We start from the raw sequence: 15,187 nt of genomic DNA on the forward strand, positions 1-15,187 counted from the left end.
CGGTCTTACCCCACGTACAGACCAAATATGCCAACTACACAAGCTCATACCATGACCATGGATCGCAAGCTGTATACCTATTTCCGTTCTTCTGCAGCTTGGCGGGTGCGCATTGCCCTGGCGTACAAGGGGCTGGACTACGAAGCAGTGCCCATCCATCTGTTGCGTGATGGTGGCCAGCAGCGAAGTACCGACTATCTGGCGCTCAACCCGCAGGGGCGGGTGCCTGCGCTACTGGACGATGGCGTGGTGCTGACCCAGTCGCTGGCCATCTGCGAGTATCTGGAAGAGCGCTATCCAACGCCAGCGCTGTTGCCAGCAGACCTGCTGGGGCGCGCCAGGGTACGCTCGCTGGCGCAACTGATAGCCTGCGACATCCACCCACTCAACAATCTGATCGTGCTGCAATATCTCAAGGGGACGCTGGGCCAGAGCCAGGAGACCGCAGATGAGTGGTACCGCCACTGGATAAGGCAGGGATTTGCTGCCCTGGAGCAGGAGCTGGTTCGCCTGGGCAGCGAGCGCTATTGCGTAGGCGACAGCGTCACGCTGGCCGATCTGTGCCTGGTGCCACAGGTATTCAACGCCCATCGCTTCAAGGTCGACATGGCCAGCTACCCGCGTATTGCTGCAATCGATGCGCATCTGAGCAGCCTGCCGGCTTTCAGCCAGACGCATCCTTCCAAACAGGCCGACGCCGAGTAAGGTCACCCGACGGTAGTGCTTACTTCTCTGGCGGGCCCTGCCCAGTGCGGGGTCGTACCCGCTATACGCTGATTGGAAATGGATGACTTCTTACCCAGACCAGAATATTACTGGTCTAGCCTTGGCACGCAATGACTGGATAGATGTGCTGCGCGGCTGGGCTGCCATTGCCGTGGTGCTGATGCACCTGAATATCCGGGTCCCGTTCCGGGATTTTGAAGAGGCAGCCTGGCTATCCAAGCGTGCCTACAATTTTCTGTTCTCCAGCGGCTGGCAGGCGGTCATGGTGTTTTTCGTGATTTCAGGCTTCCTGATCACGCAGGCCATGCTGGCCCGCTGGCACAGCCTGGAGAAAGTGCAGCCGCTGCACTTTTACGGTTTTCGCGCTGCCCGACTGCTACCCTGCCTGCTGGGTTTCATCGTACTGCAGTCCTTGTTGCAGGCGTGGCAGGTGCCGGGTTTTCATGATGCCGCAAGCACTACGCCGTTATGGCGCGCCGCCGTCTCGGCACTCACCTTTCACCTGAACTGGCTGGAAGCACAGTATGGTTATCTGCCGGGTGCTTGGGATGTGCTGTGGTCCTTGTCGGTGGAAGAGGCGTTCTACCTGGGCTTCCCGCTGCTTTGCCTGTTGGTGCGCTCGCCGCGCTGGCTCTTGGTCATCTTGTGTGCTTTCTTCGTCATCGGCCCCTATGCCCGCGTGGGCATGGGTAGCAATGAGATTTGGGCTGACCATGGTTATCTGTCGGGTATGGGTGAGATTGCCCTGGGCTGCATGATGGCCATGCTGGCCCGGCATTGGCTGCCAACCGGGCACCGTGGGATCTGGGTGCTTGTACTGGGGCTGGTGTGCATGGCCTTGCCCCTGTATTTCCGTGGCTGGGTTTACAAGTCTGGCCTGACTGGCTTGGGGTTGGACATGACGCTGCTGGCGCTGGGCGCCGCCCTGGTGCTGATTGCCACCCACGCCAATCCAGCCTGGTATCGCTATGCGAGCTTGCCGGGCATAAGCTGGCTGCGCTGGGTGGGGCGCAGCAGCTACGAAATCTATCTGTGTCATATGTTCGTGGTGATCGCCCTGGTCGAGGCCTTCCGTGCCTGGGGTGGCGGGCCGCAGATGGTGCCGTGGCTGTATGGCGGCGCGCTGGGTTTGTCGCTGCTGACGGGCCATCTGGTGGCACGGTATTTCTCCGAACCACTGAACCGACGGATACGCAGCAGACTGGTGCGTGGGCGCAGTGTGGTGCCAGCGGTTGCCACGCAGAGCTAGGGACTGTGCGCCATGGTAGGGTGCTGCTCTAACCCAGGTGCTTATTCCCGGTACTCGCGCTTGCCATACCCCGTCAAACCCAGCAGGCCACGCACCAGCTGGTAAGCCAGCCAGGGCAGCACACGGCGCCACCAGGGGGCGGCCATGATGCTCTCGGCGGGTACCGGTTGAGCGGCTTCATTGATGTGCCGCTGGATATCCGCCCTCAGTTCATGGGCCAGGGGCGCGTACAGGGCGACGATATTGGCCTCGCGGGCCGTCAGCAGGCTGAAGGGGTCGATATTGGACGAGCCCACCGTCAGCCAGGTTCGATCCACCACAGCCACCTTGGCGTGCATGAATCCTGCGGTGTACTCATGTATCTCCACCCCGGCCAACAACAGGGGGCGGTAGAGTACGCGGGTGGCGTAGTGCAGCAGGGCATGGTCCAGACGCCCCTGCAGCAGGATGACCACCCGTACACCCCGGTTGGCGGCCGCCAGCAAAGCTCGCCTGAGGGTAATGCCTGGCAGGAAGTAGGCATTGGCCACGACGATCTCTTCACGGGCCTGCTTGATGGCCTGCAGATAGGCGGCTTCGATGGCCCGGCGGTGACGCAGATTGTCACGCCGCAGCAGCTTGGCGGGCATCCGGCCTGTCGCAGGTGGCGTGTGATGGTGATGCGGGATGGCGGCCCATTCGTGCTTGAGCTGGGACCAGCAGGTCTGGCGCCACTGGCTGGCGGCGATGTGGCGCATCTCGGCCACCAGCGGGCCCTCTACCCGGGTGGCGTAGTCGTAGCGCGGTGGGAGGCCTGGGCCATCCAGGTCTTCCAGAATATTGATGCCGCCGATGAAGCCCACCTGACCATCCACCACTGCCAGCTTGCGGTGCATGCGCCGCAACCGTTGGCGATCGAGTGAGAAGCGGGTGGACTCGGGTCGAAAGAACAGCAGGCGCACGCCTGCCTGCAGCAAACTATGTCGCAGGTCTTGGGGCAGGTAACGGGCACCGAATCCATCCAGCAGCAGATGCACCTGTACCCCTCTGCGGGCTGCACGCATCAGGCTGGCAGAAACCTGTCGGCCTATCTTGTCGGGTTCGTAGAGATAGCTCTCGAGGAACACCTCGCGTCGGGCTGCAGTAATGGCCGCAAGCAGGGCGGGGAAATACTGCTCGCCATTGCGTAGCAAGGTGAGCTGGTTACCCTCCTGCCAGGGCATCAGTAGGGGGCTTCCTGTCCGGGCGAGCGTTCATTGCCGAACTTGAACTGCCCGGTTTCGCGCGCGAGCAAGTGTTGCAAAGCCTGGCCTTCGAGCCTGCTGGCCTTGAGCTGAAAGCTGGCTGCTGCCTTGCCGGACAGGGTTTTCACCACCCGGCCATGAGCGCGAAGCTGAACGCTGCCGTTCTTGCAAGCGAGGAAATCGAAAGGGCATTCGGCCAGGCGGCCGTGTTTATCCTGCATCAATTCAACCTGACAGTGGCGGTGAGGGGCGCATGGTCGCTCAGCTGGCCCCAGCTCTTGCCGCTGTGGGCTTCGGCATGTTCTACATGCATGCCACGTAGATAGATGCGGTCCAGGGCCAATAAGGGCAGCCGTGCTGGAAAACTGGCTGCCACGCGGCCATGCAGGCTATGAAAGGCTTCGCGCAGATCCAGTGCCTCGCGCAGAAAGCCGCAGGCTTCTTGGCGCCAGTCGTTGAAGTCGCCAGCTACCACCAGCGGTGCATCGGCAGGGATATGCGCCACGACGTAGTCGGCCAGCGCGGCCAGTTGCACGCGGCGGTCGTTAGCGCGCAGGTTAAGGTGTACGCATAGCGCATGCAATGGCAGATCGCGCCCCGGCAGCAATACCTGGCTGTGCAGCAAGCCCCGCCGCTCCAGCTTGCTGAGGCTGATATCGTGATTGTGCCAGCTGCTGATGGGATGGCGGCTCAACAGGGCATTGCCATGGTGGCCGTGCTGATACGCCGCATTGGGGCCGTAGACATGGTGCAGTTGATCGTCGGCCAGAAAAGCATGCTGGGGGTGCTCTGGCCAATCGTGATGGCGTTGCGCCCTGGCCTGGTGCTCTCCCTGGACCTCTTGCAGAAACACCAGATCGGCCGTCAGCCCACCCAAGGCGTGCTTGAGCGCAGGCAAGACATGGCGGCGGTTAAAGGCCGACATGCCTTTGTGGATGTTGTAGGTTGCGATCCGCAATGTTTTTTTGTTTGATTCCGTCACTTGGGTGCCGTCCGTGCGGGGCGGTGAGGGCCTGCGCGTGAGGGTTAGCCATATCAGGAATCATATAGCCATCTCACGGCGTTGGTGGCGGAAAAATGCACGCTTGGGAAGCGCTATGGCGGGTAGGCATTGCCGTGGGGCAGGCTTGTGTCGCTGCCATTGGGTAGGGCGTGGTGTCGCTGAGATGGTGCAACGGGCGGCCAGTTTGCCTTGGGGTCGTACGGCTGGTCAGCTTGCGGCTAGAATCCGGCTTTATTGACACCGCACCGGGGCACCGTGCCTGGTATCTCCATCATGTCCAAACTGTATCCACGGGGTTTCCTGCTGAGTCACCTGAGTGGCGAAGCCCGATTGTTTTCAGCCTGGTGGGTGTTTTATGTGCTGGGCAAAGTCATGCTCTATCTGCCGGCAGGGGGATTTTTTGCCTGGGTGCTGATCAGCAAGCGGTTTCATGAACTGGACATGGTGCTGTTCAAGCAGGTGGCATTGGGCTGGTTCTGCCTGTTGGTGCTGCATGGGTTGCTGGCATCCTGGGTGGTGTGGCGCTGCGCCAGCAACAGCAGCAGCCCGGTATGGACCTGGCTGGCCAGAGGGGTGGTGATCCTCAGCCTTCCCAGCCTGGCCGGGGGCTTGCCGGAGTTTCTGCATTGAGCCCCTCTGGGGACACCCTGCTGGTTGAGCTGGCCGAGCTGGACCTACTGACCCTGACCCAGCACACTGAGGCGGCCGGCGACACCATCAGCCTGGAGCAACGCATGGTTCAACTGGCAGCGTCGCAGCAAGCTGGCCACCCCTTTGTGCTGGTGCGGCGCGAGGGCAGGGTGGTGGCTTATGCCAATTATTCGCCCCATGAGTCGGTTTGCTGGTTTGTCCTGATGCTTAACATTCACCCTGCTTGGCGCACGCCTGCAGTGCTGGGAGAGCTGGTGCGCTATTCCCATGCTTTGTTTGCAGAGCGTGGTGTTGAGCGTCTGGTATCCCATGTCTACCGTACCAATGCGGCATCGGTACGTTTTCATCGCCGCCTGGGATTCACGGTAGCAAGGGAAAATACGCGTGGCTTTGAGTTTCAGGCCAGGGTGGATGATCTGATATTGCCTGAGCGCTTGGGCGGGTTGCAGCAAGCGCCGCTACGCGGGGTGGAGCCAGCGGCGCCAAATCCAGCCATAGGCTACGGTGCGGTGTAAAGCGGTACGATGGGCGCGCACCGTGACGGGTGTAACGGTATGGTAGTAAAGCAACGACATCGGCATACTTCGCCTGATTCCAACTCTTGATGGCAAAATCATGAAGCAAATTTTCGCCCTGGTCCTGTTACTGCTGCCAGCCACTGCACTGGCTGAATGCAAGGAACTGCTGGACCGTGCGACGCCGCAGATACAAGCGGCCTACGATGCGGACATGCGCATGCAGGGCCGACTCAAGAGCCTGGCCAACAGCACGGTGGAACAGCTGTGCCAAGCTGCCCCCACCGTCCAGGCCGAATTGAGCCAGGCCTGGTGGTTGGCCACGCAGGTGGAGGTGGTGCTGAGTGAGGTGGTGAACAACGCCAGTTGCAGCGAGGGTGTGCGCAAGCAGGCTGAAACTACGCGCAGCAGCTACAGTGCGGCTGCAAAACGCCTGGTGCTTGCGCGCAATGGCATGGAAGACAAGGCGGGTCTGCACTGCAAGGCAGCGGCTACGCCAACTGCTGCTCCTTGAGTTGGCGGCCCAATGTGGCCGGCCTTTGCGTTAGGCCATGCTGGCGCTGGCCAGGCTGATGGTGCGGGGCGCTTGCGTGACTCAGGCGTGGCCTTGGGGAAGCATGCTGGCGCCAAACTTCTCGGCCATCTCGGGCAGCATGCGCAGGGCATCGGCATTGGAGGGTGAGAAAACCGCCTCGGCCGCCACGTTCCAGTCCCGCCACAACCAGCCTGTATGCTCGCGCGGTGCCAACTGCGGCTCAAAGCGTTCGCTCACCAGCAGGCCGAATACATGCTCGGTATTCATGGTTACACCCGGTGCGTAGCGATGGCGCCAGATCTCGAAGATTTCCCACTCATTGGTAATGCCCCAATCCTGCAGTTCGTGCTGGCTGGCATCAATGCCAAGCTCCTCCTGCAGCTCCCGTATCGCAGTCTGGCGAGGCGTCTCATCGTCTTCCAGGCTGCCCGTCACGTTCTGCCAGGCATCCTTGTAATCGGTGCGTTCAATGATGAGCGATTGCAGTTCAGGGGTGTAAACCACCACCAGGACAGATTCAGGGCGCTTGTAGGGCTTGGTCATGAGGCGGACGATCGGGCGTGGGAAGTGGCGCTATTCTAAGGCATGTTGAGGACTAGGGTTTGTTGGGCCACCTGGATTTAGAGCAGCTTTTAAAACCTAACGGGTGTTGTTGCCCTGGCTTGCACTACCCACCTACTACTTGGTCACAAGCGCCTACTTGTGTCAGCCAGAGTCACTATGCCGGGTTTTGTCAGCGCTTGCCCAGCGCAGCCTCGATCTTCTTGTCGGTCTTGTATTGCGACAAGGCATAGGCGGCCCAGATGGCTGCCGGTATCCAGCCCAGCACCGTCAGTTGCAGGATCAGGCAGATAAGGCCGGCAATGGGGCGGCCTATGGTGAAGAACAGCAGAAACGGCAGAAAGATGGCGATAATCAGGCGCATGCTGGGGGTCCTGGTCAGGCGGGTTTGTAGCGAGCTTCGATTTGCTCGAACACCGGCATGAAGCTCGGCTGTACGTAGGGCTTGAACAGGGCCAGTACGTGGCGGGCACCTTGCTTGCCGGTTTCTTCGCTGATGGGGCGGTCGGGATGGATGGTTTGCTGGAAGGCAAACCAGAACTTCACCACCATCCAGGTATTGGTCGCCAGCGGCATGATCTCATCCGGCTTGATGTTAATGAAGCCGATGGCGGCAAATTCGCCAAAGGCCTTGGCCAGGATGGGAGCAAGCTCGTTCTTGACGTAGCTGTGGTAGTCGGTCTGGAGCTGCGGGCTGCGGCTGAGCAGGCCGGGCAGGTCGTAGAACATGAAGCGATACTGCCACATGGCGGCAAAGGCGGCATCCAGGTAGCGGCCCAGATCCTCAGGCTCCAGTACCCGGTGTTCCGGCACCTGCAGGTGCTTGCGCATGTAGTCGATATAGAGCTGGAAAATCTGGTAGACGATCTCTTCCTTGTTGCGGAAGTGATAGTAGAGATTGCCAGGGCTGATACCCAGGTGGGCCGCGATATGGTTGGTGGTAATCGGGCGCTCACCATGCTCGTTGAAGAGCATGAGGCTTTCCTGGACGATGCGGTCGTAGGTCTTCATCACGATAGGTGGTGGCGTAAGGATGACGTAATCTTACTAGGTTTGAGCTGCAGCTCTAGAAAAAGCTGCACAAACAGGCATCGGGCGACGCAATGGCTGCGTGAGGATGGCTGTTAAAACTTGAGAAGGGGAGGTGGCGAGCCCGACCCCCGGCACTTGCCTGCACCGCTGTGGCTGCTTCCTTCCGGACCTGACCAGATTCACGACTTGGCAATGCGGGGAGACCCGCCATTGAGACAACATTCGGCGCCAGCGCGACGAACAGACAGCATTCTACACACTGCCGGGCCGTACGTCGAATTCGGAAGGGCCCTGCCATAGCAAATCGCCGCAAAGCACATGCTGCTGGCCGTGCAGCGTAATGCCCAGCGATAGCGTTACGCACTGTTCTTCGCCCACGATCGATAGATAAGGGCGTGAAATCTGTAGCTCGCCAAAGCGCTTCATGGCTTGACGAAAATAGTGCCGGCGTGACCAGATGGCGCCGCGGGCATCGTCCAGTGGCGAAAAGCGCGGGGCTTTCTCGCTGGTTGGTGCGGTGGGAGTCAGGTTGGCGCCCACCTGTCGGCCCTCTGCATCGAGCAGAAAACAGCGTATGGCGGCGGGCTCATCCATGAACGGTTGGGCGGCTAGGCCAAATGCATCGCCATCGGCCAAACGGGCCGCGCCTTTCAGCAGGGCGGTCCGATAGGGGGCCAACTGCCGTTGCGTCTGGTCTATTTCCTCACGCACATGGGTGTTGAAGTGTTGCCAGAGGGTATCGAACACTGGGTTGGCAGGCTCGGCGGAGAGAATGCTGGGGCTGGGGCGAGCGAAATAGTAGCCCTGAACCAGATCACAGTCGGCCTCCAGTGCCAGCAGGGCTTCCTCTTCGGTTTCAATGCCCTCGGCCAGGACCAGGGAGCCGGCCTCATGCAGCAGGCTGACCAAGCCTGGCAGTATCAGCCGCGCTTCGCGGTTTTCCGAGGCATCGGCAATCAGGGTGCGGTCGAGCTTGACGATATCGGGGCGCAGGCGCCAGACGCGATCCACATTGGAGTGGCCGGCGCCAAAGTCATCGATGGCGATAAGGCAGCCCATGTCGCGGAAGTAATCTACGGCACGACTGAGGGCGCGGTTGTTTTCTATCGCGGTTTCCAGCACCTCCACTACCACCTGCTGTGGCGGCAGCTGCAGCTTGTCCAGCATCTCCGGGAAGAAGCGGCCGTATTGGCCTGCATGGGCAAAGGCATTGGGTTCGGCATTCAGGAACAGCCAGTGCGCTGGCTCCTGGCAGGCCTGCATCTGGGTGACAAAGTTGCGGGTATGCAGCAGGCGGGAAAGCCGATCCAGTGTCACCAGCTCGGATTCGGAACGGGCGGAGGCAAACACGGTGTAGGGCGACAGCACCTTGCCTGCATCGGACCAGGCTCGCATCAGGCCCTCATGGCCGACTACCCGGCGGTGGGCGAAGCTGTAAATGGGCTGGAAGTGGCTATGCAGCACGAAGCTGGCATGGCGGGCAATATGCTGCTCGCCCTCGACCTGGCAAAGGTCGAGCAAGGTATCGAGCTGGTAAGGTGCATGGATGGGTGGCATGGACAATGACGGTTCTATCCCAATCAGCTTGCTGACAGTTCACCACGTAGATTGACTGGTAGGGTGTCCTCCCAGCCTAGCACGCCGCGTGGCTGCGATAGCAGGAAGTACAGCTTGGCTAGTGCGGCTTCGGGTGTGAGATCCTGACCTGAGATCAGGCCAGCGCGGCTGAGGGCCGTGCCGGCGGCATAGCTATCGCTGACCTTGCCCGAGATGCACTGGGTGACATTGAGCAGCACGGTGCCACGCCGGGCTGCGCTGGCGAAGGCTGCCAGCAGCGCCGTATCGGCGTCGGGCGCGTTGCCTGCGCCAAAGCTTTCGAGCACCACGGCAGCGAGGGCGGGTTCGGCCTGTAACAGGTGCTCCATCATTCTCGCCGTATTGCCCGGGTAGAGCTTGAGACCAACGATGGCGAGGTCCGGGTTAATCTGATGTGCCTTGAATGGCGCGGCAGGCTTGGGCAGGCATAGTGCCGGGTTGAATTCATGGTGCCCCTGCACCCGGCCCAAGATGGGGTAGTTGGGCGAACCAAAGGCGCCGATCTCGGCTCCCCATAGCTTGCGTGCGCGGTTGCCGCGTAGCAGCTGGCGATTGAAGGCCACGCAGACTTCATAGAGCTTGGATTCGGTAGCCCAGTGGAAGGCATCCACCAGGTTCTGCTCGGCATCGTTGGGCTGCTCGGCCAGCGGCACCATGGCGCCGGTGACGATGACCGGCTTGGCCAGGTTCTCCAGCATGAAGCTGAGTCCCGAGGCGGTGTAGGCCAGCGTGTCGGTACCGTGGATGATGACAAAGCCGTCGTGGCTGTCATAGTTGGCAGCGATATCGGCTGCCATGGTGTTCCAGTGGGCCGGCTGAAGGTTGCTGCTGTCTATCAGCGGGGCGTATTCCTTCAGCGTATAGGCGGGGAAGCCTGGGGTGCGCCCGGCAATGCGGGCCAGCTCCTGCGGCAGATAGCCGGCGACCGGGGCATAGCCGCTGGCGGTGGATTGCATGCCGATGGTGCCGCCGGCATAGATGACAAATAGGCGCTTGTGGGGCATGGCGTTGTCGATTCAGTTAATATCGGCGCTTTGAATTGTTATGCGCGGAAGTGCGCAGTCGTCCACGGTGGCGACGGCGGGACTTTACCGCGCTCTGCAGAACGCATCCAGCCATGTCCATAGTTGATAACCGTAAAGCGTTTCACGATTACTTCATTGAAGAGAAGTATGAGGCCGGCCTTGTGCTCGAGGGCTGGGAGGTCAAGTCCATTCGCGCCGGCAAGGTGCAGATCAAGGAAGGCTACGTCATCTTGCGTAACGGCGCCTTTTATCTGGTAGGCGCCCATATCTCGCCGCTGACCAGCGCCTCCACCCATATCGTGCCGGACCCGACCCGCAGCCGTAAGCTGCTGCTGAACCAGGCCGAGATCAATAAGCTCATAGGTCGGGTGGAGCGCTCGGGTTATACCCTGGCGCCACTGGACATGCATTTCAAGGGTGGCCGCATCAAGCTGTCTGTGGGTCTTGCCAAGGGCAAGAAACTGCATGACAAGCGTGATAGCGAGAGGACCAAGGATGCCCAGCGCGAGATACAGCGGGCGATGAAGGTGCACAAGCGTTGAGAGCCTGATGTGAGCATACAAGCGTCATAGGGTAGTTACATGCAGCTCGTGCAACCGGGCAACCCGGGTGCTTGGCGTTGGCCGCCTTTCAAGTAGCGGCTCTCCCAGCTCTGGCCACACCTCTACGATCCCCGCAGGCGGGCTAGCACGCCTTGGCGTGTGTGTGGGCCGTTAGATTGGTGTAATTGTTCATACCGGTGACGGGCTGATTTTGGCTATAACACCGGCATGAACCTTGTATTACACCCCTTGATCAAGCCGCTTGCCGGTACCTGCCGTCCATGAGTTTTCTCAGCATCCCCACCTTGCTGCTGGCCGAATCGTTGATGCTGCTGCAGCTGGCAGCGTTGGTCTATGTAAGCGGTATACGGGTACGCAGCATCATGAGCGGGCCGCGTATCTGGGCGTTTGGGCTGTTGGCCTATGCCGCTTCGCTGTTCACGTTTTCCCTGGTGCTGACCAGCCTGCCGCGTTGGGGGGCGCTGCCGGATTTTCTGGCCAGCCTGGGTTGTGCCGGTATTTTGCTGGGTATCGATGATTTCTTCGAACGACCCAGGCGTTGGCGATTCGTGCTGGCGCTGTTGGCGGGCAATACCCTGGCGCTGTTGCTGCTGGGTGTGGTCTGGCCCGATTACCACGCCCGCCTGACCCTGTTCTCGATTACCCAGGTCGTGTTTGGCATCGCTGGTGTACGCGCTCTCAGGCAGCCGGTGCAACCGCAGCGCCGGTTGGGGCATACGCTGTTCCGCGGCATTATCTACGGCTGGTGCCTGGTCAATCTGCTGCGGCTGGTACTAGGGGTGATCTACCCGACCGAGACCGGGGATCTGCATGCCTTGCGGGAGTTGGTGTTCTATGTGCTGGTGCTGTTCTTCGGCATCTGGCTGGCGCTGGGTTGCATGCTGCTGATACATGAGCGCATAGCGGCCGAGCTGATGTATGCCACCAAGCAGGACCCCCTGACCAACTGCTTCAATCGGCGAGGCTTTGGCGAGATCGTGCAGGCGGAGGCCCGGCGCATAGAGCGCGCCTGGTCGCCGACATCCATGCTGCGAGTGGATATCGACAACTTCAAGCATCTTATCCAGCGCTATGGCATGAATGCGGGTGACGAGGCCTTGCTGCAGTTTGTCCGGGTGGTGCGCGAGGAATTGCGCGATGTGGACAGCTTTGCTCGCCTGGGCAGCGATGCCTTTGCCATTCTGTTGCTCAATGCGCCCAGCGATGGTGCCCAGAAGGTGGCGGAGCGATTGCGGCGACGGGTGGAGGACCTGGTGATCTACACCCCGAATGGCCCCCTCTGGTTTACCGTGAGCATTGGTGTGACCAGCCTGGCAGAAGGGCAGAACGATGTGGACCTGTTGTTGGTGACGGCAGAGAAGGCGCTGGAGGCTGCCCAATCGACAGGGCAGAACAGGGTGCAGATATTGGCGATGTCGGTCTGAGCCGGCTGGTTGCGAGGCGGCATGCCGGCGGGTCTTGGCAGGGGGATGGCCCATGTTCTCAGCGTCATCCGGGCGCTTGCCTGCCTATGCCCTGTGCAATCCGCCCTTCGCTTGCTCGCCGTGCTCCTGTAAAATCCGGTTTTTGCACGGAAGGCCGCCATGGACAAAATCCTTATCCTCGACTTCGGCTCGCAAGTCGCTCAGCTGATTGCCCGCCGCGTCCGCGAGGCGCATGTCTACTGCGAACTGCATCCCTATGACATGCCCTTGGCCGATATCCAGGCTTTCAATCCCAAGGCCATTATCCTGTCTGGCGGCCCCAACTCGGTGTATGAGAGCGACTACCAGGCCGATGCCGGCCTGCTGCAGTTGGGTGTGCCCGTGCTGGGTATCTGCTACGGCATGCAATGGATGGCGCAAGTATTGGGCGGCAAGGTAGAGGCAGGCGCCAGCCGTGAGTTTGGCTATGCCGAAATTCGTGCGCGTAGCCACTCGCAGCTGTTCAACGGCCTGCAAGACCGCACCAACGAAGCAGGCGATGGTCTGCTGGATGTATGGATGAGCCATGGCGACAAGGTGACGGCCATGCCCGCCGGCTTTGGCCTGATTGCCGAGACGGCCTCGTGCCCCATCGCGGCCATGGCCGACGAGGCACGCAAGTTCTACGCTGTGCAGTTCCACCCGGAGGTAACCCACACCAAGCGCGGCACCGATATGCTGCATCGCTTTGTGCTGGGCATTGCCGGCGCCCAGCCTAGCTGGACCATGCCTAACTATATTGACGAGGCGGTCAAGAAGATACGCGAGCAGGTTGGCAGCGAGGAAGTGATTCTGGGTCTGTCGGGCGGCGTGGATAGCTCGGTTGCGGCGGCGTTGATACACCGCGCCATCGGCGATCAATTGACCTGCGTATTCGTTGACCACGGTCTGCTGCGCCTGAACGAAGGCGATATGGTGATGGAGATGTTTGCCCGCGGCCTGGGCGTGAAGGTAATACGCGTGGACGCCAGCACCGAGTTCATGGGCTTCCTGGAAGGGGTGACCGACCCCGAGCAGAAGCGCAAGATCATCGGCCGCGAGTTTGTGGAAGTGTTCCAGCGCGAGTCGGTGAAGCTGCCGAATGCCAAGTGGCTGGCCCAGGGCACCATCTACCCGGACGTGATCGAATCGGCGGGCTCCAAGACCAAGAAGGCCCATACCATCAAGAGCCACCACAATGTGGGAGGCCTGCCTGAGACCCTGAACCTCAAGCTGCTGGAACCTTTGCGCGAACTGTTCAAGGACGAGGTGCGCGAACTTGGCGTGGCGCTGGGGCTGCCACACGACATGGTGTATCGCCATCCTTTCCCCGGCCCCGGCCTGGGGGTGCGGATACTGGGCGAGGTGAAGCGCGATTACGCTGAACTGCTCAAGCGCGCTGATGCCATCTTTATCGAAGAACTGCGCAATACCCGCGACGAGCACAGCGGCAAGACCTGGTATGAGCTGACCAGCCAGGCGTTTGCGGTGTTCCTACCGGTGAAGTCGGTAGGCGTGATGGGCGATGGCCGCACCTATGAATGGGTGGTGGCCCTGCGCGCGGTGGTGACCAGCGATTTCATGACGGCCCATTGGGCTGAGCTGCCGTATAGCCTGTTGGGACGGGTATCCAACCGTATCATCAACGAGGTGCGTGGCATCAACCGGGTGGTGTATGACGTTTCGGGCAAGCCGCCGGCAACCATCGAGTGGGAATAAGTCTGGGCTGGGTAACGGCCTAGGCTCTCAGATAACGGCTCGCTGCATTGCGGGCCGTTGTTACGTGAGGACTGCATGAATAAAGCGCGCCAGATGGCCGAGCAGGGTATGGGCCTGCACCAGCAGGGACGCCTGCGCGAAGCGACCGCCTTGTACCAGCAGGCGCTGGCCCTGGAGCCTGGCTGTGGCTTGGCGCTGCACTACCTGGGCCTGTGCATGGCCCAGCAGGGTATGGCCGATATGGCCAGGGTGATGCTGCAGAAGGCGTTGGCGGCTGGCGAGGACACGGCAGCCTTGCATGACCATCTGGCGCAGTTGCTGCAAGGGTTAGGCAAGCTGCAGGAGGCATTGGTGCATCGGCAGCGTGCAAGCGCCCTGGCCCCCGGGGATCTGGCCTATGGGCAGGCATTGGCCGCCCTGTACCAACGCATGGGCGATCTGGGCGGTGAACGGCAAGCCAGACTGCAGTTGCTGCAGCAGCACCCGGGACATGTACCGACACTGATGGCGCTAGCCCTGGCGGCTTACGACCGGGACGATGCCGCCGAGGCCATGGATTACTACAGGGTGGCATGTGTGGCCGACCCTTGCCTGCCTGAGCAAACCTATATGGGTTTTGCCTCGCCCTCCGCGACGGTGGCGGTGGGTGATCCCTTTCCATTGCTGCAGTTGGGCGAGACGGCGGAGGAGAAGCAGGTGCGCACGGTGTTGCGTGATGCGGATCTGCATGTGCTCGATGATTTTCTGCCTGATCCTGATGCGGCCAGAGCCTGGGCTGCTGGGCTGCAATATGGCGTAGCCAGAGGCAATTATCCTGGGTCACAAACCAGCCTGCTGCCTTGCGAGGCCATCATGCAGGCACTGGCTGACCGATTGGGGCGCCGGCTCAAATGGTTGTCGCCCGACAACGGCGTGATGCGCCTGACGTTGGCAGATGCCACGGCACGTACCGATATCCATGTGGATGATGAGCTGGCGACGGAGACTCGCCATTATGCTGCCGTGCTCTACCTGACGCGGCCTGAGCACTGCCAGGGTGGCACCAGTTTTTGGCGCCATGCCGCCACGGGCTGGCTGCGCCGGCCGGCCGATACGCTGCTGCAGGCGGCTGGCTATGCGGATTTCAAGACCTTTCTACGACGCGAAACCCCCTTGGGTGAGCCGCGTGCCTTTGCCGGTTTTACGGCTCAGCGCGACCGCTGGCAGCAACTGTTTACCGTGCCCATGCGCTACAACCGGTTGGTGCTGTACAAGGGCAATCACTTTCATGCGGTGGACAATGTGTTTGGGGAGGGTTTCGACAACGGTAGGCTGACCCGCCTATTCAGTTTTGAAATGCTATGAGCC

The 15,187-nt window shown here is 60.9% G+C and carries 17 protein-coding genes and 1 other RNA gene; 9 read left to right on the forward strand and 9 right to left on the reverse strand.

Annotated features, from left to right (window positions below; genetic code table 11):
* Positions 1–51 precede the first annotated feature (51 nt).
* Together maiA and QWZ03_RS10735 are read left to right on the forward strand one after the other, a co-directional pair.
* Complete coding sequence (gene maiA / locus QWZ03_RS10730) at positions 52–705, forward strand: maleylacetoacetate isomerase (RefSeq protein WP_308447544.1); 654 nt, start codon at positions 52–54, stop codon at positions 703–705.
* 82 nt (positions 706–787) lie between these two features.
* The gene (locus QWZ03_RS10735; protein WP_290332709.1) at positions 788–1,975 is read left to right on the forward strand and encodes an acyltransferase family protein; all 1,188 of its coding nucleotides are present in this window, start codon (positions 788–790) and stop codon (positions 1,973–1,975) included.
* 41 nt (positions 1,976–2,016) lie between these two features.
* Here the strand turns inward: QWZ03_RS10735 and clsB are convergent, their stop codons facing one another.
* From clsB to QWZ03_RS10750, 3 genes are read right to left on the reverse strand one after another with little or no spacing between them, the layout of a single operon-like run.
* Entirely contained in the window at positions 2,017–3,177 is a 1,161-nt protein-coding gene (gene clsB, locus QWZ03_RS10740; RefSeq protein ID WP_290332710.1) for a cardiolipin synthase ClsB, read from the reverse strand.
* Entirely contained in the window at positions 3,177–3,419 is a 243-nt protein-coding gene (locus QWZ03_RS10745; RefSeq protein ID WP_290332711.1) for a hypothetical protein, read from the reverse strand. The genes clsB and QWZ03_RS10745 overlap by 1 nt, the downstream gene beginning before the upstream one ends.
* Positions 3,419–4,180, reverse strand: coding sequence for an endonuclease/exonuclease/phosphatase family protein (locus tag QWZ03_RS10750; RefSeq protein ID WP_290332712.1), 762 nt, complete (start codon positions 4,178–4,180; stop codon positions 3,419–3,421). The genes QWZ03_RS10745 and QWZ03_RS10750 overlap by 1 nt, the downstream gene beginning before the upstream one ends.
* 294 nt (positions 4,181–4,474) lie before the next feature.
* On the opposite strand from QWZ03_RS10750, the gene QWZ03_RS10755 reads away from it, so the two are divergent.
* The 3 genes from QWZ03_RS10755 to QWZ03_RS10765 all read left to right on the forward strand — a co-directional run bounded on the left by QWZ03_RS10755 (position 4,475) and on the right by QWZ03_RS10765 (position 5,881).
* Positions 4,475–4,831: a hypothetical protein gene (locus QWZ03_RS10755; RefSeq protein WP_290332713.1), complete on the forward strand. Its 357-nt coding sequence runs from the start codon at positions 4,475–4,477 to the stop codon at positions 4,829–4,831.
* Positions 4,828–5,367, forward strand: a complete 540-nt coding sequence (locus QWZ03_RS10760) for a GNAT family N-acetyltransferase (RefSeq protein WP_290332714.1) — start codon at positions 4,828–4,830, stop codon at positions 5,365–5,367. Before QWZ03_RS10755 ends, QWZ03_RS10760 begins: the two co-directional genes overlap by 4 nt.
* Positions 5,368–5,467: 100 nt before the next feature.
* Positions 5,468–5,881: a hypothetical protein gene (locus QWZ03_RS10765; RefSeq protein ID WP_290332715.1), complete on the forward strand. Its 414-nt coding sequence runs from the start codon at positions 5,468–5,470 to the stop codon at positions 5,879–5,881.
* A gap of 81 nt (positions 5,882–5,962) precedes the next feature.
* On the opposite strand, the gene nudB is transcribed toward QWZ03_RS10765, so the two are convergent.
* The 6 genes from nudB to QWZ03_RS10795 all read right to left on the reverse strand — a co-directional run bounded on the left by nudB (position 5,963) and on the right by QWZ03_RS10795 (position 10,095).
* On the reverse strand, positions 5,963–6,445 hold the full coding sequence (gene nudB / locus QWZ03_RS10770) for a dihydroneopterin triphosphate diphosphatase (RefSeq protein ID WP_290332716.1): 483 nt from the start codon (positions 6,443–6,445) through the stop codon (positions 5,963–5,965).
* Between the two features lie 190 nt (positions 6,446–6,635).
* Positions 6,636–6,827 carry a YqaE/Pmp3 family membrane protein gene (locus tag QWZ03_RS10775; protein WP_290332717.1) on the reverse strand — a complete coding sequence of 64 codons (192 nt, stop codon included), beginning with the start codon at positions 6,825–6,827 and terminating at the stop codon, positions 6,636–6,638.
* A gap of 14 nt (positions 6,828–6,841) precedes the next feature.
* Positions 6,842–7,438 (reverse strand): TetR/AcrR family transcriptional regulator, encoded by a 597-nt coding sequence (locus QWZ03_RS10780; protein ID WP_373322401.1) that lies wholly within the window; start codon positions 7,436–7,438, stop codon positions 6,842–6,844.
* A 168-nt stretch (positions 7,439–7,606) separates the two neighbouring features.
* Positions 7,607–7,704: signal recognition particle sRNA small type (gene ffs / locus QWZ03_RS10785), an RNA gene on the reverse strand.
* Between the two features lie 43 nt (positions 7,705–7,747).
* The gene (locus tag QWZ03_RS10790; protein WP_290332720.1) at positions 7,748–9,052 is read right to left on the reverse strand and encodes a sensor domain-containing phosphodiesterase; all 1,305 of its coding nucleotides are present in this window, start codon (positions 9,050–9,052) and stop codon (positions 7,748–7,750) included.
* Positions 9,053–9,075: 23 nt separating this feature from the next.
* Entirely contained in the window at positions 9,076–10,095 is a 1,020-nt protein-coding gene (locus QWZ03_RS10795) for an asparaginase domain-containing protein (RefSeq protein WP_290332721.1), read from the reverse strand.
* 113 nt (positions 10,096–10,208) lie between these two features.
* Between QWZ03_RS10795 and smpB the strand changes: the two genes are divergently transcribed.
* The 4 genes from smpB to QWZ03_RS10815 all read left to right on the forward strand — a co-directional run bounded on the left by smpB (position 10,209) and on the right by QWZ03_RS10815 (position 15,184).
* Positions 10,209–10,658, forward strand: coding sequence for an SsrA-binding protein SmpB (gene smpB / locus QWZ03_RS10800; RefSeq protein WP_284196487.1), 450 nt, complete (start codon positions 10,209–10,211; stop codon positions 10,656–10,658).
* A gap of 281 nt (positions 10,659–10,939) precedes the next feature.
* On the forward strand, positions 10,940–12,103 hold the full coding sequence (locus QWZ03_RS10805) for a GGDEF domain-containing protein (RefSeq protein WP_290332722.1): 1,164 nt from the start codon (positions 10,940–10,942) through the stop codon (positions 12,101–12,103).
* Positions 12,104–12,262: 159 nt separating this feature from the next.
* Positions 12,263–13,840, forward strand: coding sequence for a glutamine-hydrolyzing GMP synthase (guaA, locus tag QWZ03_RS10810; protein WP_284196485.1), 1,578 nt, complete (start codon positions 12,263–12,265; stop codon positions 13,838–13,840).
* Positions 13,841–13,915: 75 nt separating this feature from the next.
* On the forward strand, positions 13,916–15,184 hold the full coding sequence (locus tag QWZ03_RS10815) for a DUF6445 family protein (protein ID WP_290332723.1): 1,269 nt from the start codon (positions 13,916–13,918) through the stop codon (positions 15,182–15,184).
* Positions 15,185–15,187: the final 3 nt, after the last annotated feature.

The organism is Chitinimonas viridis, assembly GCF_030409555.1.
Lineage (GTDB): Bacteria > Pseudomonadota > Gammaproteobacteria > Burkholderiales > Chitinimonadaceae > Chitinimonas > Chitinimonas viridis.